This is a genomic window from Clostridium sp. D5 (genome assembly GCF_000190355.1).
Classification (GTDB): domain Bacteria; phylum Bacillota; class Clostridia; order Lachnospirales; family Lachnospiraceae; genus Faecalicatena; species Faecalicatena fissicatena_A.
Genome location: NZ_GL870821.1, coordinates 50,341 through 71,528, shown reverse-complemented (window position 1 = coordinate 71,528; position 21,188 = coordinate 50,341). Strand labels below are relative to the sequence as shown.

The 21,188-nt window shown below is 46.6% G+C and carries 19 protein-coding genes; 3 read left to right on the top strand and 16 right to left on the bottom strand.

Going from position 1 to position 21,188, the window contains the following annotated elements; all coding sequences use genetic code 11:
- Window positions 1-184: 184 nt before the first annotated feature.
- The 13 genes from trxB to HMPREF0240_RS21200 form a co-directional block, all read right to left on the bottom strand.
- Entirely contained in the window at window positions 185-1,087 is a 903-nt protein-coding gene (gene trxB, locus HMPREF0240_RS21260) for a thioredoxin-disulfide reductase (protein WP_009005461.1), read from the bottom strand.
- Between the two features lie 145 nt (window positions 1,088-1,232).
- Window positions 1,233-3,599, bottom strand: coding sequence for a ribonucleoside triphosphate reductase (locus HMPREF0240_RS21255; RefSeq protein WP_009005460.1), 2,367 nt, complete (start codon window positions 3,597-3,599; stop codon window positions 1,233-1,235).
- Window positions 3,600-3,766: 167 nt separating this feature from the next.
- Window positions 3,767-4,939, bottom strand: coding sequence for a phosphopentomutase (locus HMPREF0240_RS21250; RefSeq protein ID WP_009005459.1), 1,173 nt, complete (start codon window positions 4,937-4,939; stop codon window positions 3,767-3,769).
- A 9-nt stretch (window positions 4,940-4,948) separates the two neighbouring features.
- Window positions 4,949-7,096, bottom strand: coding sequence for an ADP-ribosylglycohydrolase family protein (locus tag HMPREF0240_RS21245; protein ID WP_009005458.1), 2,148 nt, complete (start codon window positions 7,094-7,096; stop codon window positions 4,949-4,951).
- A gap of 11 nt (window positions 7,097-7,107) precedes the next feature.
- Complete coding sequence (locus HMPREF0240_RS21240) at window positions 7,108-7,941, bottom strand: carbohydrate ABC transporter permease (protein WP_009005457.1); 834 nt, start codon at window positions 7,939-7,941, stop codon at window positions 7,108-7,110.
- On the bottom strand, window positions 7,941-8,819 hold the full coding sequence (locus tag HMPREF0240_RS21235; protein ID WP_009005456.1) for a sugar ABC transporter permease: 879 nt from the start codon (window positions 8,817-8,819) through the stop codon (window positions 7,941-7,943). The genes HMPREF0240_RS21240 and HMPREF0240_RS21235 overlap by 1 nt, the downstream gene beginning before the upstream one ends.
- Window positions 8,820-8,837: 18 nt before the next feature.
- Window positions 8,838-10,112 carry an ABC transporter substrate-binding protein gene (locus HMPREF0240_RS21230; protein ID WP_035314500.1) on the bottom strand — a complete coding sequence of 425 codons (1,275 nt, stop codon included), beginning with the start codon at window positions 10,110-10,112 and terminating at the stop codon, window positions 8,838-8,840.
- A gap of 32 nt (window positions 10,113-10,144) precedes the next feature.
- Entirely contained in the window at window positions 10,145-10,912 is a 768-nt protein-coding gene (locus HMPREF0240_RS21225) for a nucleoside phosphorylase (protein ID WP_009005454.1), read from the bottom strand.
- 17 nt (window positions 10,913-10,929) lie between these two features.
- Window positions 10,930-11,610, bottom strand: a complete 681-nt coding sequence (locus tag HMPREF0240_RS21220) for a Crp/Fnr family transcriptional regulator (protein ID WP_009005453.1) — start codon at window positions 11,608-11,610, stop codon at window positions 10,930-10,932.
- A 222-nt stretch (window positions 11,611-11,832) separates the two neighbouring features.
- Window positions 11,833-12,528: an anaerobic ribonucleoside-triphosphate reductase activating protein gene (locus tag HMPREF0240_RS21215; RefSeq protein WP_009005452.1), complete on the bottom strand. Its 696-nt coding sequence runs from the start codon at window positions 12,526-12,528 to the stop codon at window positions 11,833-11,835.
- An 11-nt stretch (window positions 12,529-12,539) separates the two neighbouring features.
- Window positions 12,540-13,127: a TetR/AcrR family transcriptional regulator gene (locus HMPREF0240_RS21210; protein WP_009005451.1), complete on the bottom strand. Its 588-nt coding sequence runs from the start codon at window positions 13,125-13,127 to the stop codon at window positions 12,540-12,542.
- A gap of 195 nt (window positions 13,128-13,322) precedes the next feature.
- Window positions 13,323-14,117 carry a pyrroline-5-carboxylate reductase gene (proC, locus tag HMPREF0240_RS21205; protein ID WP_009005450.1) on the bottom strand — a complete coding sequence of 265 codons (795 nt, stop codon included), beginning with the start codon at window positions 14,115-14,117 and terminating at the stop codon, window positions 13,323-13,325.
- Window positions 14,118-14,289: 172 nt separating this feature from the next.
- Window positions 14,290-14,568 (bottom strand): acylphosphatase, encoded by a 279-nt coding sequence (locus tag HMPREF0240_RS21200; RefSeq protein ID WP_009005449.1) that lies wholly within the window; start codon window positions 14,566-14,568, stop codon window positions 14,290-14,292.
- Window positions 14,569-14,774: 206 nt separating this feature from the next.
- Between HMPREF0240_RS21200 and HMPREF0240_RS21195 the strand changes: the two genes are divergently transcribed.
- Window positions 14,775-15,410: a GntR family transcriptional regulator gene (locus tag HMPREF0240_RS21195; RefSeq protein WP_009005448.1), complete on the top strand. Its 636-nt coding sequence runs from the start codon at window positions 14,775-14,777 to the stop codon at window positions 15,408-15,410.
- Between the two features lie 47 nt (window positions 15,411-15,457).
- On the opposite strand, the gene HMPREF0240_RS21190 is transcribed toward HMPREF0240_RS21195, so the two are convergent.
- The 3 genes from HMPREF0240_RS21190 to HMPREF0240_RS21180 form a co-directional block, all read right to left on the bottom strand.
- Window positions 15,458-15,940 carry an ureidoglycolate lyase gene (locus HMPREF0240_RS21190; protein ID WP_009005447.1) on the bottom strand — a complete coding sequence of 161 codons (483 nt, stop codon included), beginning with the start codon at window positions 15,938-15,940 and terminating at the stop codon, window positions 15,458-15,460.
- 131 nt (window positions 15,941-16,071) lie between these two features.
- Window positions 16,072-18,447 (bottom strand): trans-4-hydroxy-L-proline dehydratase, encoded by a 2,376-nt coding sequence (gene hypD, locus HMPREF0240_RS21185; RefSeq protein ID WP_009005446.1) that lies wholly within the window; start codon window positions 18,445-18,447, stop codon window positions 16,072-16,074.
- A gap of 4 nt (window positions 18,448-18,451) precedes the next feature.
- Window positions 18,452-19,360 carry a trans-4-hydroxy-L-proline dehydratase activase gene (locus HMPREF0240_RS21180; RefSeq protein WP_009005445.1) on the bottom strand — a complete coding sequence of 303 codons (909 nt, stop codon included), beginning with the start codon at window positions 19,358-19,360 and terminating at the stop codon, window positions 18,452-18,454.
- A 445-nt stretch (window positions 19,361-19,805) separates the two neighbouring features.
- On the opposite strand from HMPREF0240_RS21180, the gene HMPREF0240_RS21175 reads away from it, so the two are divergent.
- Together HMPREF0240_RS21175 and hydE are read left to right on the top strand one after the other, a co-directional pair.
- Window positions 19,806-20,054, top strand: a complete 249-nt coding sequence (locus HMPREF0240_RS21175) for a TM1266 family iron-only hydrogenase system putative regulator (RefSeq protein WP_009005444.1) — start codon at window positions 19,806-19,808, stop codon at window positions 20,052-20,054.
- Window positions 20,055-20,122: 68 nt separating this feature from the next.
- Window positions 20,123-21,181: a [FeFe] hydrogenase H-cluster radical SAM maturase HydE gene (hydE, locus tag HMPREF0240_RS21170; protein WP_009005443.1), complete on the top strand. Its 1,059-nt coding sequence runs from the start codon at window positions 20,123-20,125 to the stop codon at window positions 21,179-21,181.
- The last annotated feature ends 7 nt before the right edge of the window (window positions 21,182-21,188 follow it).

Genomic DNA, 21,188 nt, shown 5'->3' with positions numbered 1-21,188 from the left:
TGCTTTACCAAGCAAAGTCTGAGGCGACTAAGGCCCCAAATCATCAGATTTGGGGCCGCATGTCGCCGGTTCCATCAGATTTTTCTATTTTATCCCTAGGGAAACCAGGCTAAACGGCCGGTATCCAAAAACACCGGCAGACATCCCCTCCTGCGCCCCATACACCATCCAGGACAGGCGGACATCAAACCATAAACTTACATGCCGCCAGCGCTGCTACAGCCCCATCTGCCGCCGCGGTTGTGAGCTGGCGCACTTCTTTTGTACGGCAGTCTCCGGCTGCATACACGCCCGGCCTGGAGGTCATACAGTCCTCAGAAGCCAGTATGAATCCGTCTGCATCCAGTTTTATGAAATCGGCAAATAGCTGATTCTGCGGGATCTGTCCGATTGCTACAAACACGCCTGCAACTTCGATCTTAAAGTCTTCGCCGGTCTTTTTATTGTTCAGGATCAGTCCTTCCACCATGGTCTCGCCTACAATGTCTTTCACAGTTGCACTGAGCACAAATTCCACATTGTCTCTTTGCTTCAGCGCATCTACCAGGCTGCTGTCTCCACGGAATTCATCTCTCCTGTGCACCAGGTAGACTTTATTACAGTAGTTGGAAAGGAATTCTGCATCCTGGAGAGCTGTATTGCCGCCTCCGATGACCGCAACATCACGGCCTCTGAAAAATGCCCCGTCACATGTGGCACAATAGGAAACTCCCGATCCGGTAAGCTGGATCTCCTTTTCCAGTCCCATATGTCTGTGTGTCACTCCTGTGGCAATGATCACGGTTCTGCACGGATACTCTTTTCCTGCAGTTTCTATGATCTTAATGCCCCCCTCCTCCCGGATGCCGGTTACCTGTTCCATCACGGTCTCTGTTCCCAGTTTCATCGCCTGATCCAGCAGATTCATGGAAAATTCGCTGCCGCTAACACTTGCAATCCCAGGATAGTTCTCAACGTTATGAGAAGACGTAATCTGTCCGCCGAAATTCATACTCTCAATAATCACCGTGCGTTTCCCGGCTCTCTGTCCATATATCGCCGCAGTCATTCCGGCCGTACCTCCGCCTATAATTCCAATATCATACATATCTGTTCCTCCTTGTTGAAAAGCGGTTCCAAAAAGGCCTGCCTCCGGAAAGCTCCTGCCGCTTCCCTGTCTGCGCCGTTTTAAAACCGCCATGTCATATTCTTATTCCTGAGTATATCTAATTATTCATTGCATCTGTTATACTCTAGTGTTCCTCTGCATACGCTTTAATATTCGAAGCATTTGCCATTTTCTGCACACCTTTCTCACCGATCACAACCAGTGTCGGGGCCTGCATTACACCATATTTTTTCACAAGTTCTTCGTTTTCTTCCGCATCTACAATCTCATAGGCTATATTGGCTTTTTCCAGTGAACTTGTCGCAATCTTGCAGTTCGGGCAGGTTTTGGTTGTAAAAAGAAGGGTTTTCATCTCTCCTGCCGGAATCTCTGCCTCTTCCGCTGCTTTTTTCGCCTCATGTGTCTTGATGCTCATATTGGAATTGCTGATATCATATACCTTACGGTCTTTAAATTCCTGCGTTTTTCCGTCATTCCAGTTCTTTACAGGACGGTAATATCCCGTGATACGGCTGTATACTTCAGTTTCCTCTCCGCAATGCGGGCATTTGTAAAGTTCCCCGGAAATGTATCCATGATTCTTACAGATCGAGTATGTCGGTGACATTGTATAGTAAGGCAGCTTGTAATTCTCTGCGATCTTCTTCACCAATGACGCCGCTGATTTCCACCCCGGCAGCTTTTCTCCCAGGAAGGTATGGAATACAGTACCCGATGTGTATAATGTCTGGAGCTCGTCCTGAATATCAAGCGCTTCAAATACATCTTCTGTATACCCAACCGGTAAATGTGAGCTGTTTGTATAGTAAGGAGTTCCGTCTCCCTCTGCTGCAGTAATGATATCCGGGAACTGTTCCACATCATGCTTTGCCAGACGGTAAGTAGTGGATTCTGCCGGAGTTGCCTCCAGATTGTACAGCTCTCCGTACATCTCCTGGTAATCCGACAGACGCTCTCTCATGTGATTCAGCACGTCCTTTGTAAACTGCTGCGTCTCTGCGCTTGTCATGTCTTTTCCGATCCATTTTGCATTCAGCCCTGCTTCGTTCATACCAATCAGTCCGATTGTGGAGAAATGGTTTTCAAATGAGCCCAGATATCTCTTGGTATAAGGATACAGTCCTTCATCCATCAGCTTTGATATAACAACACGCTTTGTATGAAGGGAACTTGCTGAAATATCCATCATTTTATCCAGATGTTTATAGAATTCCTCCTCATTGTCAGCCAGATATGCAATTCTCGGCATATTGATCGTAACGACTCCGATGGAACCAGTACTCTCTCCGCTTCCAAAGAAACCGCCTGATTTTTTGCGGAGTTCACGGAGATCCAGACGCAGACGGCAGCACATACTTCTGACATCGCTCGGCTCCATATCACTGTTAATATAATTTGAAAAATAAGGAGTTCCGTACTTTGCAGTCATCTCAAACAGAAGACGGTTATTCTCTGTATCAGACCAGTCAAAATCATTTGTAATGGAATATGTCGGGATCGGATATTGGAATCCTCTTCCATCGGCATCCCCTTCGATCATCGTCTCGATAAATGCCTTATTGATCATGTCCATCTCTTCTTTGCAGTCACCATAAGTGAAATCCTGCTCAATACCGCCTACAATAGCCGGGAGATGTGCCAGATCGCCTGGTACCGTCCAGTCCAGCGTAATATTGGAGAACGGTGCCTGTGTTCCCCAGCGGGACGGTATATTCACGCCATATATAAAGGACTCGATACATTTCTTGACTTCCGGGTATGTCAGGTTATCGATCTTGACAAAGGGCGCAAGATAGGTATCAAAGGATGAAAAAGCCTGGGCTCCCGCCCATTCATTCTGCATGATTCCCAGAAAGTTTACCATCTGGTTGCAGAGTACGCTCAGGTGCTTGGCCGGCGCCGACGTGATTCTTCCTGTAATGCCGCCCAGACCGTCCTGTATCAGCTGCTTTAAGGACCATCCTGCGCAGTATCCTGTGAGCATGGACAGATCGTGAATATGGATATCAGCGTTCTTGTGCGCCTTCCCCACCTCATCATCATAAATCTCTGACAGCCAGTAATTCGCTGTAATTGCACCTGAATTGCTGAGAATCAGGCCGCCAACGGAATAAGTGACTGTAGAATTCTCTTTTACACGCCAGTCAGTAATCTTCACATAACTGTCCACAATCTCTTTATAATCCAGCAGGGTTGAATTCAGATTCCGAATCTTTTCCCTCTGCTTTCTGTATAAAATATAGCCTTTCGCAACGTCCGCATATCCTGCCTTTATCAGTACGGATTCCACACTGTCCTGGACATCCTCCACTGAAACCAGCCCTTTTTTAATCTTAGGTTCAAAGTCTGCTGTTACTTTCAATGCCAGCAAATCTATAATATCCTGATTGTATTGCCTTTCCCGGGCCTCAAATGCCTTCCTGATTGCCTCACATATCTTGGCAAGATCGAAGTCTGCTATCTTCCCATCTCTTTTTGTAACCTGATACATACTGTACGGTCGCCCCTTTCTCTAATCAAAGTCAGATAATTTTTGCCCAACCATAAACAGTTGGGCATCTGAGGATATTCTATCACCATATATTTCACTTGTCAATAAAGAACAACAATATCTAGTATGCAACTTTTTTGTTTCCAACAAGATATAGATACATTTTCTTATATAAGGATCAGCTCTTTAAAACTGGCCCCGTCCGTCCTGTCATCGGTATCCATGATATCCAGCACTGTTGCTGCGATATCGGCAAATGTTTTCCTTGTCCCAAGATTTACACCTGGTCTGATATCCCCGCCGAAAACCAGAAGCGGTGTATACTCTCTTGTGTGGTCTGTCCCAGGGAATCCCGGATCGCATCCATGGTCTGCCGTAATCACCAGAATATCCTCTTTCCTCATCTTATCCATAAATATATGAAGCTGCCTGTCAAACACTGCGGCGGCTCTGGCATAACCGTCAATATCATTCCGATGACCGTAAAGCATATCAAAATCTACAAGATTGACAAAACAGATTCCGGAAAAATTCTTCTCAAGCATTGCAATTGTTTTTTCCATTCCATCTACATTATTGAGACTTCTCTGTGTGTGAGAAATTCCCTGTCCCGCAAATATATCTCCTATCTTTCCAATCCCGTATGTTTCGTATCCTGCATCAGCCAGCATATCCAGCATGGTATCTCCAGGGGGCTTTATAGAAAAATCATGCCGGCCCGCAGTCCTTTGATAACTGCCTCTGGCGCCGGCAAAGGGGCGTGCTATCACACGCCCCACTCCATGTTCCCCGGTAAGCAGCTCCCTCGCCGTCTCGCAGCAGCCGTACAGCTCCTCCACCGGAACCACCGCTTCATGGGCGGCAATCTGAAAGACGCTGTCTGCAGATGTATATACGATCAGTGACCCTGTTTTCTCCGATTCTTCCCCGTAATCCCGGATAACCTCTGTCCCGGAATACGGCCGGTTGCAAAGAGTCTTTCGCTTCGTCCTTTTTTCAAATTCTCTGATGATGGATTCCGGAAAACCGTCCGGATAGACTGGAAGCGGTTTTTTGGAAACAATTCCGGCTATTTCCCAGTGTCCGATGGTTGTGTCCTTGCCCCTGGAAGCCTCCTGCATCCTCCCGAAACTGCCCGTCAAAACTCCGCCGCCTTTCTGTTGGGGCGCGCCTTCGATCCGGAACAGCCCCAGCCTTTCCAGCACGGGTGTCTGATATTCGGGGGATTTTAAGATCGTATGAAGTGTATGGCATCCCCGATCCCCGAACTCCTCCGCATCTGGTGCTTCTCCGATCCCGAAACTGTCCAGCACAATCAGGAAAATTCTTCTCTTTACCATTTTGGCCTCCTATATCCCTCTTACTTTTATACCCGCATAACTGCAGTGGCTTCCACTCTGCACGGAAAAGCCAAATGCTCCCGTAAGATAAGGAGCCTCCGGGTCTGTATATGACAGCAGCTCTTTTCCGTTTTCTAATATACAGATGGTGTTCTCTTTCGCACGGACCGTTAACCGGTATTCTTTGCCTTCCTCCCAGGGATACGCGGTTTCCGCCACTGTGCGGTACCCATTTTCATTTTTCAGGAGCGCAAGTCTACCTGGTTGGTGAAATCCTGCCGCGTAGGAGCGCATTGCCCCCTGCACACGGATATTGATATAATGCTGAGGGCCGTGCAGAGGCCTGAATCTGGCCTCAACCTGATAGTCCTCAAACCTGTGGCTCCCGGTGTATGTTTCTGCAAAATCAGTGCCCGTAATGTGCAGCCATTCCTCTTCCAGCCAGGTCCAGCCTTTTACCTTCGTAAACTGGGTAATTTCATGGTGGGTCTGCGTCTTCATCTCCAGGATCTCTTTGCGGAAATCGATGTCATAATCCGGTGCACCGCCATACTCCATATCGTCTATGTAAGCATGAAATTCAACACCCTGAAAGGACTGCCCCGGAATTGTAAAGCAAAATCCGGCTTCGTCCAGAAGCGCCCCGTCACAGGAAGGAATCCTGAATTCCAGATGACTCCATTCCCCTGGCCTGCAGAGCGTCTTCTCCCCTTTCAGCATACAGTCTCCGTGCAGATCTCTGACATACATCCGGACCTCCGCGGCCTGCTGCCCATCGGGAAGAAACACATTTCCGCTCAGGGTCTGACCAGGATAGATCATAGGGGAAAAAGCCGGCTCATATCGGTCATCATGCAGTTCCCGGCTGCTGTAGTACGTCTTTTTGAAAAGATACAGCTGCTGTCCCGGCCAGAGCGGACGGGCATGCAGTTTTAAAGAATGGCTGCCTGTATATGCCTGCTCCGTTGAATTGGTGAGATAATATTCCAGATGCTGCGCTGCCTCATAATCCTCACACCGCACCCGCATGGCATGGGTGGAACCTGGATATTCAAAATGACAGGATTCCTGATGTTCCCCTATGATATGTTTCCATTTTTCCGGCAGCTTGTATCCGGCCGTCTCAAAGGCATATTTTGCCATGTAGGATGCTCCGTAGGGAAGATCCATCATATTCAGGCTGCCCATGGTTCCTGAGCAGATCAGCAGGTCATTCACAGGCTTTCTCCACTTTTCATAAGGAATCCCTTCCAGACCTCCCCGTACCCCCATGATGGTGCCCACATTTCCTACATTACAGTCCGTATCCCAGCCGCACATATTACAGATGCAGATGGTTTTCGTATAATCGTCTTCCCCATATAAAAGCGACAGAATCATTACGGCCGCATTAGGAATGATATGGCAGTATCCCGGATACCTGTCGTATCCAAAATATTCCCGGATATATGCATAACACTTCCTCCAGTCTTTTTCTTCGTCTTTGTGGTAAAACTCTGTCACACACTTTACCGCCCTGGCGTATTCACACTCCTCCGGTATAAAACGCAGTGCCCTCTCCAGCATCTCCTCCACTGTATAATCCTCAAAAGCAAGGCTGATGCAGACGGCAACAAAGACACCGCCCCAGATACCGTTTCCATCGTGCGTCACGCCAGCCGCCTCTTTTGCAAACTCTGCCGCCTGCCGGGGCCTGCCCGGTGATATCAGCCCCCAGGGGTCTATAAATATCTGGCCTCCAATCTGCTCTGCTATAGCCGCACCATTTTTAGCGATGCTGCCGCAAAGAGGCGCTTTGATTCCATTTCTCAGATTCAGATAGGCGGTATGTTCTGTTGACACTCCATAGCCGCCCCACCAGAAGAATCCGTGCTCATACGGTGCATAATTCAGAAGCGCATCCGCCACATCCTGGGCATGCAGGCTGCCGTCTTTCCTGCCATGCTCCATGGCACGTACAAGGAAGATAGGGCCGTTGCTGTCATCATCCGCAGCGAATGTGCCGTAATCAACCGGATAGTCCCAGATTTCCCCGTAGACCTCTTGGATCTTTTCGTAAGTCCAGCCCTCCACCGGCGCACCAAGCCGGATTCCGATGGTTTTTCCAAGCCACCCGGCATAGATCTTTTCTATTGTTTGTTCGTTATATTGATACATACCACTCACACTTATCCTTTCACGGCCCCTGCAGTTACGCCGGAGACGATATATTTCTGCATAAATATATAGAATATCGTAATCGGGATAATCGACAGCGACAGGGCCGCCAGCGCATAATCCCACCGGTTGGTAAATGCAGAAAAGAAGGAATAAATCGTAATCGTCAGTGTCTTGTTTTCCGCACTTGTCAGCATCATGCTTGCCAGGGCATAGTCATTCCAGATCCAGAGTGAGTATAATACCACAATGCTTGCCGTGATGGGCTTCATCAGCGGGAATACAATGTGAAAGAATATACGGAAAGGTGAACAGCCGTCCAGCCTTGCCGCCTCCTCCAGGCTGAGCGGAATATTTTTTACAAATCCCTGGTACATAAAGATTCCCATAGGCGCATACAGCGGTATCTGTATAAGTATATATCCGGCCATCGTGTTGTTGATATGCAGTATGGAGGCCAGCTTTGCGATCGGTATCATATAGGTCTGGAACGGCACCAGCATGGAGGAAAGGAAGACAGCGGTGATGATCTTACTGATCCTCGTGTTCGTCCTTGTCAGCTTGTATCCTGCCATTGCCGCCAGGATCACGGTCCCTGCGACAACGATTACCGTAATAATGATTGTATTTCTGAGCACCTTAAAATACTTCATGTTTTCAATCACGTACATGATATTTTCCGTAACAGGACTCGACGGGATGCTGAACGGGTTTTTCAGTATTTCTCCGAGCGGCTTAAATGCATTGATGATAACCAGCAGTACCGGAGAGACAAAAATAACACCACACACTATGGATATGATCTCCAGAAGCAGTCTGGATATTGTTTTTGTACCCTTTCTCATTACATTTCCACCTCTCTTTTTCTCGTATAATTCGTCTGCAGCATGGTAATTGTCATGACTATAATCAAAAGGATGACCGCTTTCGCCGAGCCATATCCCAGTCTGTTCTGTTTAAACGCCTCATTATATATATCGATGGCAAGTCCCATGGTAGAACGCCCGGGCCCGCCCTTGGTCAGCGACACATTCACATCAAACAGCCGGAAGGACTGTGCCGTGACATTAAACAGGCAGATTGTGATGGACGGCATCATCAGCGGCAGCGTGATCTTAAAAAATTTCGTAATCCTGCCTGCACCGTCGATTGCCGCGCTTTCATAAAAGGTTTTGTCGATCATGTTCAGCCCTGCCAGATATATAATCATGTTATACCCGATCGACTGCCAGAGTACGACAATCAAGATTGCCACCCATGCGGTATCTGTAGATCCCAGCCATTTAATACCCAGAAAATCCAGCCCTGTTGATTTGTAGAGCGTATCCGAGATCTGGTTAAAGATAAATCTCCACAGGAAACCTGCAACAATCGCACAGACAATGTTGGGCATGAAGAAACAGGTTCTGGTAAACTTGGAAGTCTTCAATTTACCATTTACCCAGAGTGCCATTAAGATTGCCAGTACATTGGTCAGAACTACATTAAACAACGCAAATTTAAATGTAAATGCCAGTGACTCAAAGTAATTTTTGTCGTTTGTGAAAAGTTCAATGTAGTTTTTGAGTCCGATAAAATTCATTCCTTTACTGATGCCGTTCCAGTCGAACAGGGAATAGTAAAGCCCCATACAGATCGGCAGAAAATAAAATATAAGAAAAGGAATCAGCACCGGTGCTACAAACATCCAGAATTCCAGCCCTTTTTTTGCCCTCTTTCTCATGCCCTTTTCCCCTTTCTCTTACTCTTCTTTCGCGTTCACAAGCTTTGTCCAGGTATCGTCCAGTTCCTGAAGCGCTTCGTCAGAACTCATGCTTCCATCGATGTAATTCTGGTAGGTTTTTCCTGCCGAATACTGGTAACCAACCGGCCATTGCGGCCATGACCACATAAATGTCTTTCCTGCATCCAGATACTCAATTGTGGATACTGCCAGCTGATTGTCCGCCTGGTATTCCCAGCCTTCAAAAACAGGGATTACTTTATAATCTTCCAGCATAATCTGCTTTGCCGTCTCACTTGTAGCGATCCAGTTCAGATAGTCAAGCCCGGCTTCCGGATGCGCGGAACCTTTTCCAATGTGGAAGCAGCCGTTTGCATCTACGATCATTTTTGTGTCCTCAGCGTTTTCCGTTGCCGGCAGGGCAAACATACCGCATTCGATTTCCGGATCAATTGCGTACACGGTATCCCATACCCAGTCCCCTTCAAATGCCATAGCCGCCTCACCGGTTGCAAATGCGGTGCATGTCTCATTCCAGCCATAGCTCATGCAGTCGTCCTGTCCGTATTTCAGCATCAGATCCAGGACTTTAAAGGAATTTTTCATCTGTTCGTTTTCTGAAAGCTTTTCGTTTCCTGCGTATAATTCTTTCGTGTATTCTGCATTATCCGGGATATATGCATAGCCGCTGCCGCTCATAAACTGTCCCAGCAGCCAGTCATCGGCAAACTGATTGTTGAATGGTGTGATCCCCTCTGCCTCGATCTTCTTACACAGTTCCTCCAGCTCTGTAATGGTCTGCGGAACTTCCCAGCCATGCTCTTTAAACATTTTTTTATTGTAGATTATGCCCTCGCCTGCCATAGTAATGGGCATCCCCATAATATTTCCATCCAGAGTAACGCACTGGAGGGCGGCATCCTTGATATTGCCTGTCCATTCTTCCTCTGAAAGATCTGTCAGGTATTCCTCGTAGCTCTTCATGTTTTCGTAGCCCTCTGTCACGAAAATCTCGGGTACATTTCCCGCAACAAGCGCCGCTTTCAGATTCTCTGAGTAACCGTCCGAGTTGGTGATTACTTCCACTTTCACATTCGGATGCTCTTCCATATAGGCATCCGCCAGTTTAATTGCCGCGGTAGAAAACTCCTGCTGCCACTGCATGTAAGTGATCGTCACCTGATCACCGGAATCACTTTTTGCACTGCCCTCGTCTTCTTTGCCGGAAGAACCGCATCCCCCTGCAAAAACCATACTCAATGCCAACGCTGCTGCCAACCATCTTTTTTTCATTTTGTTTCCTCCTTGTTTACTCATACCTTCTCTTATTTATTTTTTTCAGGCTCCTCGCCTGCCTTTTGCTCCATTGCGGCGCATGTCTCGAAAGCCGTCAGAATCTCGTGTTCTTCGCCCTGCATCATAAGACTGGCTCCGTCCGCATATTTGTTGATCTCTTCCTCCAGATTGCCGTCATACTCCACCACTGTGTTTAGAATCGATGCAGTCCTGACACCCCGCAGCCCTCCGATTGTAAACAGTGCCGCCGTCTCCATATCAGAGCCAAGCACTCCTTTGGACGACCAGTACTCGTCAATCTTCGCTTCTCCCTCCGTGTAAAAACTGTCATGACTTCTGATTTTTCCCACATGATACGGGAAACCAAGACTTTTTGCAGCTTCTATTGCTGTAAACATCAGCTCTGTGTCCGGGATTGCGGGATAGATTTCTTCCACATAGGCCTTTGTTGTGCCTTCGTCCCGCACTACGCCGTTCGCTATGATGAGATCCCCCAGGCCGATTTCATTCTGCAGCGCCCCGCAGCTTCCTATGCGTATCATGACCTCGACGCCGATATTTTTCAGTTCCTCCACCGCGATACCGGTAGATGCACCGCCCATGCCGGTTGAGATTACCAGGATTTTTGTGCCTTTATAGTAACCTGTAATGCTTTTATACTCTCTGTTAAATGTGATCTCTTTTACATTTTCCAGATACTCCCTGGTTCTCTCCACCCTTTTCGGATCTCCCGGCAGTACTGCATACTTTGCGGCGTCTTCCACACCGCACCGGATATGTGGCTGTATATTTTCCATTGTCATTCCTCCGTCTGTCACTTTTTCTCTCTTTCCTCCAGCAGTGCGCTGTAATCTTTTATCGTCACACTGTTTTTATCTATTTCAATGATCTCTTTTTCTTTTAATTGTTTGATTACCCGATTGATGCTTCTCTGGGTTACTGCCATCTGCTCTCCCAGCGTTTCTGTGCGCATGGGCACTCTGAACTCGCCGCTTTTGTCCGTATTTTCAATAAAATACTGGCACAGGCGCTGCTTCAGAGAATATAAAGTGTTTTTTCCCATGTTGTTGCACATAAAGTATGTAGAATCGCAGAGTGTCTTGATCATATATTCGCTGAAGTTGGAATCCATCTGGATCCAGGACAGTAAGACCTCTCTTTCAATTTCCAGCACGGTTACTTTTCCCTGGGCTTCCACACCGCTGACGTAGGGTATCTGCCTGAATACTTCCAGTTCTCCTAAATACTGGCCTTTTCCATAGCTGGTCAGAAAATATTTTTTTCCATGTTCGGATTCTACATAAATATCCACACAGCCTTCCACTATGATGTAAAATGTGTTGTGGATCTCTCCCTGCTCCAGAGCAAATTCTTTTTCCCTGTAGTGCTTTATCTGAATTTTTCTCAGAATCTCATAGGGACAATGCTTTAAAATAGCGTAGACAGCTCTGTCTTTTTCCAGCAGTTCCATCAATTCAATCAGGTTTTTCTCCATATGATTCGCCTCATTTCTTACGTAAGATTCTTCTTTTCCGATATCGTTTTGCTTCTTTTCATTTTCATTATTTATTATATAGATATGCACAAAAAATGTATAGGAATTCCGTCTTTGTCAGGCAGATTTTATAGATTTTTTTTCATAAAAAAAGAAAAAATCCAGGACATCTGTCCTGAACTTTTCTTTCTGGCTTATACCGCCTGCCTTTTTAGCATCGTTTCATTCAACGCCTCGGAGCTCTGCATTGGGTATATTTCTTCGTACGATTTCCAGTGCCTGTTCCATAATATCCTTTGTATATGCCCGCAGCCCCGGCTGAATCAGATCCCCGGAATCCACAAAGCCCTGAAGGTAATACTTCTCTGCTCCGCGAAGCCATCTTCCAATCGCCGCAAAGTCTTCTCTTTTGTGAAGTTCCCTGACTACCGTGGTACGGAATTCGCAGGACACTGCTCCTGACATAAGATAATCCACGCTCTGCAGGACATCCTCCATGTTATAATCTTCAATTCCAATTGTTATGCCATATTTATTCGGCGCATTTTTGATATCCATTGCTACATAATCAACCAGATGCTGATCCACCAGCCTCCGCAGTCGGTTTATGCTGCTTCCGTTTGTATCCAGCTTTACAGCGTAGCCCAGTGCTTTTACCGCTCTTATGAAATCCTCAATGTCCGGCTGCAGCAGCGGCTCTCCGCCCGTAATGCACACGCCGTCCAGAACTCCCTTACGTTTCTTCAGAAAAGAAAAAACTTCTTCCTCAGGTATGTTGTTATTCACATCCACATGCGTCACCAGCGAAGCGTTGTGGCAGAAAGGACACCGGAAATTACACCCCGCGGTAAAAATCGTGCACGCCACTTTTTCCGGGTAGTCCAAAAGTGTCAGTTTTTGCAATCCCTGAATATTCATCTGCTTACTCCTTAAATTTTAAAATATCCCATCATCACCGGCATATATTCCCTGCTGTATTCACCAAGCGAATAGTCCCCTTTGCTCAGGCACCAGTCCGAAATTAACGCCCGCTCACACAGAGAATAATATTTTGTAATCTCGGTGATCGATTTGTCCCGGCGGATCTCCCCTTTTTTCTGCCCCTCTTCCACGATTCTGGTAATGAGCTGGTAATACACTCTGTTCCGGTCCAGAAGATGTCTCTGTCCCTTTGCAGTCAGCTGCGTAGAGTAGAGCGATGCCAGCAGATCAATATTAATCTTCTCCTCGATCATGGAATGCACTCTGTAGTTCAGATAAAGGAGCTTATCATAGTTATTCATATCCCGATCGATCTCTGCATAGAGTTCTTCATAAAAATCATCCAGCACCGTAGACAAAGTGCTGAGCAGTTCATCCTTTGTATTAAAATAGTAATAAAAAGATCCTTTGGACGTATCCGAAAGCTCGATAATATCATCCACCGTGGTGTGGTCATAGCCCTTGTCGTGGAACAACTGCCACGCAGCCGATACAATCCTCGCTTTCACACCCTTATTTTCTTTAGATTCGCTCATAATCCCCAGCCCTTCTTTTGATAGTATTCTTATTTACTATTCTAACATAAAATCGGAAGTGTGCAAAGAAAACCTCGATGTGATTCTCATAGGGGTCTGACCCCTATGAGGCTGATTGATAGTTATTTCACAAAGGCCCGGATTCTTTTTACAGAATCCGGGCCTTTATTGAAGTTATATGCAGGGCTAAGAAGACTACATGTTTTTGGATATCTCTGCACAGGCTTTCATTGCTTCTATCACTGCGCTTCTGAATCCGTTCTTTTCCAGTACTCTGACTGCCTCTATAGTAGTTCCTGCCGGGGAGCATACCATGTCTTTGAGTTCCCCAGGGTGTTTCCCTGTCTCCAGCACCATCTTGGCGCTGCCGTATACTGCCTGTGCCGCAAATTTGTATGCCTGCGCCCTCGGCATGCCGTCAGCAACTGCTGCATCTGCCATGGCCTCTATAAACATAAATACATAGGCCGGAGAGCTTCCGCTTGTGGATACAACAACATCCATCAGCCTTTCCGGTATCACTTCTACTTTTCCAAATGCGCTCAGGATGCTGACTGTATATTTCAGTTCATCCTCCGTCACATATTCGTTCGGGCAGGCTGCAGTCATTCCCTCGCCTACCATAGCCGGTGTATTCGGCATCGTGCGGACAATCTTTACTTTTTTGCCAAACTGCTCCTCCAGCCACACCAGTGTTTTTCCCGGTGCAATTGTAATGATGATCTGATCATCTCTGATAAAGTCTTTAATTTCTGCAATTGTAGAAGCATAGAACTGCGGTTTTACAGAAAGGACAACTACCTCTGACTTCTCAACGACTTCCTTGTTGTCCGCTGTCACATGAATACCATATAATGATCTTGCCTTCTCTCTCCCTGGCTCAAATATATCGGATCCGATGATCTCCTCCGCACCAAAGATTCCTTCTTTAATAATACCGCCCATGATAGCACCTGCCATATTGCCTGTACCAATAAATCCTAATTTCATAACTGTCCTCCTTGTCTAATTTTTATCAATCAGGCCCAAAGGGGTCAGACCCCTAATCCGGCCTTTTTTGTATACAATTTCATTATTTGTATACAATATATCATTTTCTCTCTATTATGTCAATTGCTATTTCTTAATCTCAACAAAACCACATCCAATACTCTTCCCCTTTTTACCGCACAGTAAAACAGCTTTCCTTCTCAAGAGGAATCTCCTCCGTATCCATCCATTCTATTGTTATAAAATGTCCCTGGTTAAGTCCTACAAGCAGCTTATTTATCATCGGCTCGCGCCCCTGGATTTCCATTACTACGGTACCATCCCATTCATTTTTCACCCAGCCGGTCAATCCCAGTGACTGGGCCAGATATTTGGCAGTGTAGCGGAAACCAACGCCCTGAACCCGGCCATAAAATACGATATGTTTTCTTACTTCTGACAATTTTATCACCTCTTTTTCTTTCCCCTTGTCCGTTATGTCTCATAATACCACAATTTTTCACTGCCCCACAGGTCTTTCGTTACTGTTCACACGGTAAGGTCTGAACAGTCATAATCTTTCCACTTAATCTACAATGTATCAGGTTGCATTCTTCCCCGACATCCTTTATAATTTGTATACAGTAACTCATTTCGTATACAATTGAGGTGTAATATATGGCTGAAAAACATATTTCGCTGGCCGACCAGGCTTACGAGACGATCCGCACGAACATCCTGAACCTGACCTACCCTCCGGGCATGCAGCTGACCGAGGCGAAACTGACTGCCGATTTAAACATGAGCCGCAATCCGGTCCGGACAGCAATCAAGATGTTACAATCCGAGGGACTCATCGTCACCGATTATTATAAATCCATGACAGTCAAGGAGATCACTGACAAAGACATCCGGGATATCTACCAGCTCCGGGAACTGCTGGAGGGAAACGCATTCCGCCTGATTTTCACAACAGGACGGCACGAGGAATATTCCTTCCGCATTGAAGAAAAAGTCGTACGCATGTGCGCTTCAGCGGGCGACATCTATCAGTGGGAACTGGCAGATACCAATATGCATATGGAAATCGTCAGTATCTTTGAAAATGAACGTATCAACCGGATCTATGAAAACAACTTGTCCGAGCTCATCCGGATGGGCCAGCGTTCCGTTAAAAATGGGATGAATATAACAAAAACAAATGAAAATCTGAAAAATATGGTACAGCTTATGCGGGAAGACAAATGCGAGGAGGCCTATGCCATCCTGAAGGCAGACCATTTTACAATTGGAAAAGAGACTGCTCTGGGATAACCAGACAGTCTCTTTTTTTGTCCTGAATTTACCTGCGGGCTGCTCCCTTACAGTTCGATCTCTATCCAGTCTTCCTCCGGATAATCCACTACATAGCAGTCATTTGCATAAACCCTTTCCGGCAGAACAATCAGCACATGCACAACGTCCTCTTCCACCGGCATCGGTCCGAGGTGCCATACACCTGTATTCAGCTTTACGACTGTTCCCTTCGGTACTACAAAGGCTTCTGTCAGCTCAGGTACCGGATCTTTCGTCGGAGGAGCCACATGAATCACTACATCACCGTCCAGCGGCAGGATGCCTTCCCCTGTGTAGTTATGATATTCCGCAGAGTTTACGATCATCTTGTCAGCTTTTTCCGTGACAAGAGAGGAAAACGTAACCGGGACATTCCCGGAAACAGGAAGTGCTACTTTGTCATTGAAAAAGGACCCAAGAGCGTTTCCTGCCGGCTCAACCAGATTATAGAATGCCCCATACTTTGAAAATGCTTCTGCTGTCAGTTTCTGTGCTTTGATTGTTCTCATTTTCTACCTCCAAGGATCTGAAATTTTTCTTCTATTTTACCACTTAATCCTCGAAAGCGAAATCTGTTGCCCGAACAAAATATTAGACAAAACAATTGTTCGTTAATAATTTCAAATATGATAAAGCTTCTTTAATGAAAGCTCTGCTCTGTTCTTTCAATTATCTCATCCTGCAGTGCCTTGCTCAGATTCCTGAAATGGTCGCTGTAGCCCGCCACACGCACAATCAGATCTTTGTAATCATCGGGATGCTTCTGCGCCTGGATCAGCGTCTCTCTGTCGATTACATTGAACTGGATATGATGTCCGTCCATATTAAAATATGCGCGCACCAGATTCGCCATCTGTTCCAGCCCTTCATCGCCGGATACCACACTTGGCGTAAACTTCTGATTCAGCAGCGTACCGCCGGTCTGCAGGTGGTCCATCTTTGCACAGGATTTCACCACAGCAGTAGGCCCATTCGTATCCGCTCCCTTTTCCGGAGAAATGCCTTCTGATACGGGTTTGTGTGCCAGACGTCCGTTTGCGCTTGCCATCATCACATCCCCGAAATACACATGACATGTGGTCGGAAGCATATTGATTCTGTACATTCCGCCCAGCATATTCGGCCGTCCTGTCACCTGTCCTCTGTAATACTCAAAGACCGAACGCATAATATCATCTGCATAATCATCGTCATTTCCGTACTTTGGAGTCTTGTTACGCACCAGATTCGCGATCCGGTCATGCCCTTCAAAATTATCCTCCAGCGCCTGCATCAGTTCTTCCATTGTAAATTTCTTTTGATCGTATACGTTATATTTGACAGCGGACAGGCAGTCGGTTATGGTACCGATGCCCACTCCCTGCAGATACTTCGTATTATATCTTGCACCCCCGCCGTTATAATCTTTTCCTTTTGAAATACAGTCGTTCGTAATAATAGAAAGGAATGGTACGGGCATCTGCTCGGCGTAAATCTTCTCAATTACATTACTTCCCTGGATCTTAATATCAATGAAATACTTCATCTGCTTCTTGAACGCATCATAAAGCTCCTCATACGTAGCAAAATCCGCCGCATTTCCAAGCCTTGGTCCCAGCTGTTTTCCGGTCATCTTATCAACCCCGTTATTCAGCGTCAGTTCAAACACCTTCGGTATATTAAAATATCCGGTCAGAATATAAGCTTCGTTTCCAAATGCCCCCGTCTCTACGCAGCCGCTCGTTCCGCCGCGTCTTGCGTCCTCCAGGGATTTACCTGCATTAAGCAGTTCCTGAACGATTGCTTCCGTGTTATAAAATGCAGGCTGCCCCCAGCCCTTTCTGGAAATCTCACATGCACGTTTCAGGAATTTCTGAGGTGTCTTTCTGCTGATCTGGACGTTTGAGCTTGGCTGCAGCAGCTTCATATCGTCCATGCAGTCCAGAATCAGATAGCTGACATTATTTACTCCATTCTCTCCGTTCGGCGTAATACCACCCGTGTTCAGGTTCGCAAAATCTGTATAAGTGCTGCTCTCCTTCAGCGTAATGCCTACCTTCGGCGGCGCCGGCTGGTTATTAAACTTCACCCAGAGGCACTCCAGCAGTTCCAGTGCCTTTTCATCGTCCAGAATTCCAGTCTCCACATCTTTCTCATAGAACGGATTCAGATGCTGGTCCAAACGCCCCGGGCTGTAGGCATCCCAAGGATTCAGCTCACTGGTCACTCCAAGATGCACAAACCAGTACATCTGAATCGCCTGCCAGTAAGTCTCCGGCTTGTGTGCCGGAACCACATCACAGTTGGCTGCAATCTGAAGAAGCTCTTCCCTGCGCTTTGCATCTGCTTCCTTTTCCGCCAGCTCTCTCGCATAGGCAGCATATCTTTCGCCCAGAATCATGATGGCATCGCAGGCAAGCTTCATGCCTTCCAGTTCATTTTTCTTATCCAGCGCTTCCGTATCATTCATAAAATCAAGCTGGCCGATTGCATTCTGAATATCCTCTTTATAATCCAGGAAACCTTTTTCATAAATTTTTACAGAGCCGACCGTATGCCCCGGCCCTCTCTGCTCCATAAACTCTGTAAAAATACCGGCCTCATACGCATCTTTCCACTCCGGTGTCATCTGGCGGAGAATACGGCTTCTCATCGAACGTTTCTCCCAGTATGGGATCATAACCTCTTCCTGTACTTTATAATCGGTTTCTTTCACCTTGAAATTAATCAAATCCCGGTCATTCATGACATGCATATCTTCTACCGTATGGCAGCAAAGTTCAGGAAATGTCGGCGCTGCCTGGGGGGAATCCCCCTTTTCTCCTACGATCAGCTCTCCCTCGCCGATATACAATGTCTTTGTTGAAAAATAATCCTTCAGAACCTGTCCGCGCAGTTCCGGTACGGACAATTCCCCTTCATACTTCTTATAAGTCTCAGTTTCACTCAGCGCGCGCTCCAGATCAATATGTGCAGGTGTCTCCAGACTCAGTTTTCTAAGTGCCTTCACGCGGGCATTCATACCTCTTTCTTCCATCTTTTTAACCTCCTATTTTTACATTCTGAAATCCGGCTTCCCGGAACATTTCCACAAAATGATTCATTTCTTCCTTGTCAGGTGCATGCAGGCCTGTGCCCTCATAGCACTTGCCTATTTTTGTATATTTCCCGGAACCGGTGTTGTGGTATGGGAGCAGATTCACTCCCGCTGCATGGATATTTTTCTCCTGCAGGTACCGGATCATCGCCTTCATGGCATCTTCATTCCCGTTCACCTCTTTGATTGTCGGAATGCGGATATAGATCCTGGCTCCATCGCGACTCAGCCTTTCCAGATTTCCCAGAATCAGCTCATTGCCCGCCCCCATATACTTTTTATGCAGCTTTGTATCCAATGTCTTGATGTCATACAGAAATGTATCCGTATATGGCAGTATCCGCTCATAATTTTCATACGGCGCCTGTCCGCAGGTATCAATTGTGACAGAAATCCCGAAGTGGTGCAGCTTTTTCACAAGCGCCTCCAGATAATCCATGTCCGCAGTCATCACTTCTCCGCCTGAAAGCGTGACACCTCCTCCCGATTCTTCGTAAAACATCTCGTCTTTCCTGAGTTCTTTTACAAGTTCATCGACTGTGTACTCTTTTCCGGCGATCTCCCTGAGGTTCAGATTGCAGTAATCCGTACATATCCCACAGGCTGTACATTTAGCCCTGTCTGTAACGGCCTTTTGGCCCTCCATCTTAATCGCCCCATTTGGACAGGCTTTCACACAGCTTCCGCAGCCAACACACCTTTCGCTGTCATACAGCAATTCTTTTTTTAAGCTCTGCGTCTCGGGGTTGTGGCACCAGACGCATCTCAGACGGCAGCCCTTGAAAAACACGGTTGTCCGGATCCCATCCCCGTCATGGATAGAATACTTCTGAATGTCGGTTATCAGACTCATAGTTCCAATCCTCACTTACCTTTTATAATGTAAATTAAAACATGTTTTAGACCATTGTTCGTACTATAGTCTAAATGTAACATATGACATCTGCTTTGTCAATATTTTATCAATGGTTTTCCCTGGATTTAATATGCCCTAAAAAACAGATAAATCCCTTGAAAATCTGGTTTAAAGCTGCGGTGATTTATTTTATCTTATCATCAAACTGCACAAAAATGTGAACCTTTTCCGAATCATATTGTAATATTTATTTATTGTGCTATAATTTATTATAAATTCGTTCTGATTATAAAGGGTAACACCTGAGTAAAAAGGCGCACAGAGATATTATACGGAATTTTTCCGTTATTAATAAGGGGATTACTGCCCCTTTTATCGCCTGCGCCTTTGGTGCAGGTATTTTTTTGCACTTGTTTAAATTAACAGAATAAGAGGAGGTTTTATGGAGACAAGAATCGCTCTGATTGGAATTGTCCTGGACTGTACAGATTCAGTGGATGAACTGAACCATCTGCTCAGCGAATATGGCCAGTATATTGTCGGCAGAATGGGGATTCCATATCGTGAAAAAAATATTTCTATTATCAGCATAGCAATGGATGCGCCAAATGATATCATCAGCGCGCTCTCCGGGAAACTGGGGATGCTGCCGGGCGTCAGCACCAAAACAATTTATGCAAAGGCAAAGTAGACATATGACTGCAGATTTTAAAACAATTCGAACGCTTTACTGCCGCGTTCTTAAAAAGGAGATTTTTTATGAAGCATTTGATCGATAAACTGGAGCAGACCGGCTCCCTTTCCAGAGATGAGTGGTCGGCCCTTATCCGGGGCCGCACGCCGGATCTTGCAGAATACTTATTTGAGCGGGCTCGCGCAATCAGACATAAATACTATGGTCACGATGTGTATATCCGCGGCCTGATTGAGTTTACCAATTACTGCAGAAATGACTGTTATTACTGCGGTATCCGCAGGAGCAACACCAGCGCGCACCGCTACCGTCTGGACAAAGAAGCCATTCTGGAATGCTGCACGAAGGGATACGGCCTTGGGTTCCGTACTTTCGTCCTGCAGGGCGGGGAGGACGGACACTATACGGATGAAATTATGGTTGATATCGTACAAAGCATTCGAGAACATTTTCCGGATTGTGCCATCACTCTCTCCATCGGAGAGCGCACACGGGAAAGCTATCAGCGCCTGTATGATGCCGGTGCGGACCGTTATCTGCTCAGGCATGAGACCTGTGATGCAGACCACTATCAGAAGCTGCATCCGGAATCCCTCACCGCCGCCCACCGCCAGCAGTGCCTCTGGGATCTGAAAGAGATCGGCTATCAGACAGGCACTGGTTTTATGGTAGGTTCGCCCTTCCAGGCTCCGGAAAATCTGGCCGATGATATGCTCTTCTTAAAAAAACTGAATCCGCAGATGGTAGGAATCGGTCCTTTTATTCCCCACCATGAGACGCCTTTCGCCGAATATACTGCCGGAACGCTGGAGTTGACGCTGTTCATGCTGGGGCTGATCCGTCTGATGCTGCCGAAGGTTCTGCTGCCTGCCACCACCGCTCTCGGGACAATTGCCCCAAACGGCAGGGAAAAAGGGATTCTGGCAGGTGCAAATGTAGTGATGCCCAATCTTTCTCCTGTAGAGGTACGGGGAGATTACCTGCTCTACGATAACAAAATCTGCACCGGGGATGAAGCCGCCGAGTGCCGGAAATGTCTGGAACGCCGCATGAATTCCATCGGCTATGATATTGCGGTTTCCCGTGGTGACTCGCTCAATACGGCCCCTGTTACCGCCGAGTAAAACCTGA

Excerpts from the sequence above, each read along its gene's own strand:
- trxB (WP_009005461.1), bottom strand. The coding sequence starts at position 1,087 with ATGTATGATATTGGAATTATAGGCGGAGGTACGGCCGGAATGACTGCG.
- HMPREF0240_RS21255 (WP_009005460.1), bottom strand. The coding sequence starts at position 3,599 with ATGTATCAGGTTACAAAAAGAGATGGGAAGATAGCAGACTTCGATCTT.
- HMPREF0240_RS21250 (WP_009005459.1), bottom strand. The coding sequence starts at position 4,939 with ATGGTAAAGAGAAGAATTTTCCTGATTGTGCTGGACAGTTTCGGGATC.
- HMPREF0240_RS21245 (WP_009005458.1), bottom strand. The coding sequence starts at position 7,096 with ATGTATCAATATAACGAACAAACAATAGAAAAGATCTATGCCGGGTGG.
- HMPREF0240_RS21240 (WP_009005457.1), bottom strand. The coding sequence starts at position 7,941 with ATGAGAAAGGGTACAAAAACAATATCCAGACTGCTTCTGGAGATCATA.
- HMPREF0240_RS21235 (WP_009005456.1), bottom strand. The coding sequence starts at position 8,819 with ATGAGAAAGAGGGCAAAAAAAGGGCTGGAATTCTGGATGTTTGTAGCA.
- HMPREF0240_RS21230 (WP_035314500.1), bottom strand. The coding sequence starts at position 10,112 with ATGAAAAAAAGATGGTTGGCAGCAGCGTTGGCATTGAGTATGGTTTTT.
- HMPREF0240_RS21225 (WP_009005454.1), bottom strand. The coding sequence starts at position 10,912 with ATGGAAAATATACAGCCACATATCCGGTGCGGTGTGGAAGACGCCGCA.
- HMPREF0240_RS21220 (WP_009005453.1), bottom strand. The coding sequence starts at position 11,610 with ATGGAGAAAAACCTGATTGAATTGATGGAACTGCTGGAAAAAGACAGA.
- HMPREF0240_RS21215 (WP_009005452.1), bottom strand. The coding sequence starts at position 12,528 with ATGAATATTCAGGGATTGCAAAAACTGACACTTTTGGACTACCCGGAA.
- HMPREF0240_RS21210 (WP_009005451.1), bottom strand. The coding sequence starts at position 13,127 with ATGAGCGAATCTAAAGAAAATAAGGGTGTGAAAGCGAGGATTGTATCG.
- proC (WP_009005450.1), bottom strand. The coding sequence starts at position 14,117 with ATGAAATTAGGATTTATTGGTACAGGCAATATGGCAGGTGCTATCATG.
- HMPREF0240_RS21195 (WP_009005448.1), top strand. The coding sequence starts at position 14,775 with ATGGCTGAAAAACATATTTCGCTGGCCGACCAGGCTTACGAGACGATC.
- HMPREF0240_RS21190 (WP_009005447.1), bottom strand. The coding sequence starts at position 15,940 with ATGAGAACAATCAAAGCACAGAAACTGACAGCAGAAGCATTTTCAAAG.
- hypD (WP_009005446.1), bottom strand. The coding sequence starts at position 18,447 with ATGGAAGAAAGAGGTATGAATGCCCGCGTGAAGGCACTTAGAAAACTG.
- HMPREF0240_RS21180 (WP_009005445.1), bottom strand. The coding sequence starts at position 19,360 with ATGAGTCTGATAACCGACATTCAGAAGTATTCTATCCATGACGGGGAT.
- HMPREF0240_RS21175 (WP_009005444.1), top strand. The coding sequence starts at position 19,806 with ATGGAGACAAGAATCGCTCTGATTGGAATTGTCCTGGACTGTACAGAT.
- hydE (WP_009005443.1), top strand. The coding sequence starts at position 20,123 with ATGAAGCATTTGATCGATAAACTGGAGCAGACCGGCTCCCTTTCCAGA.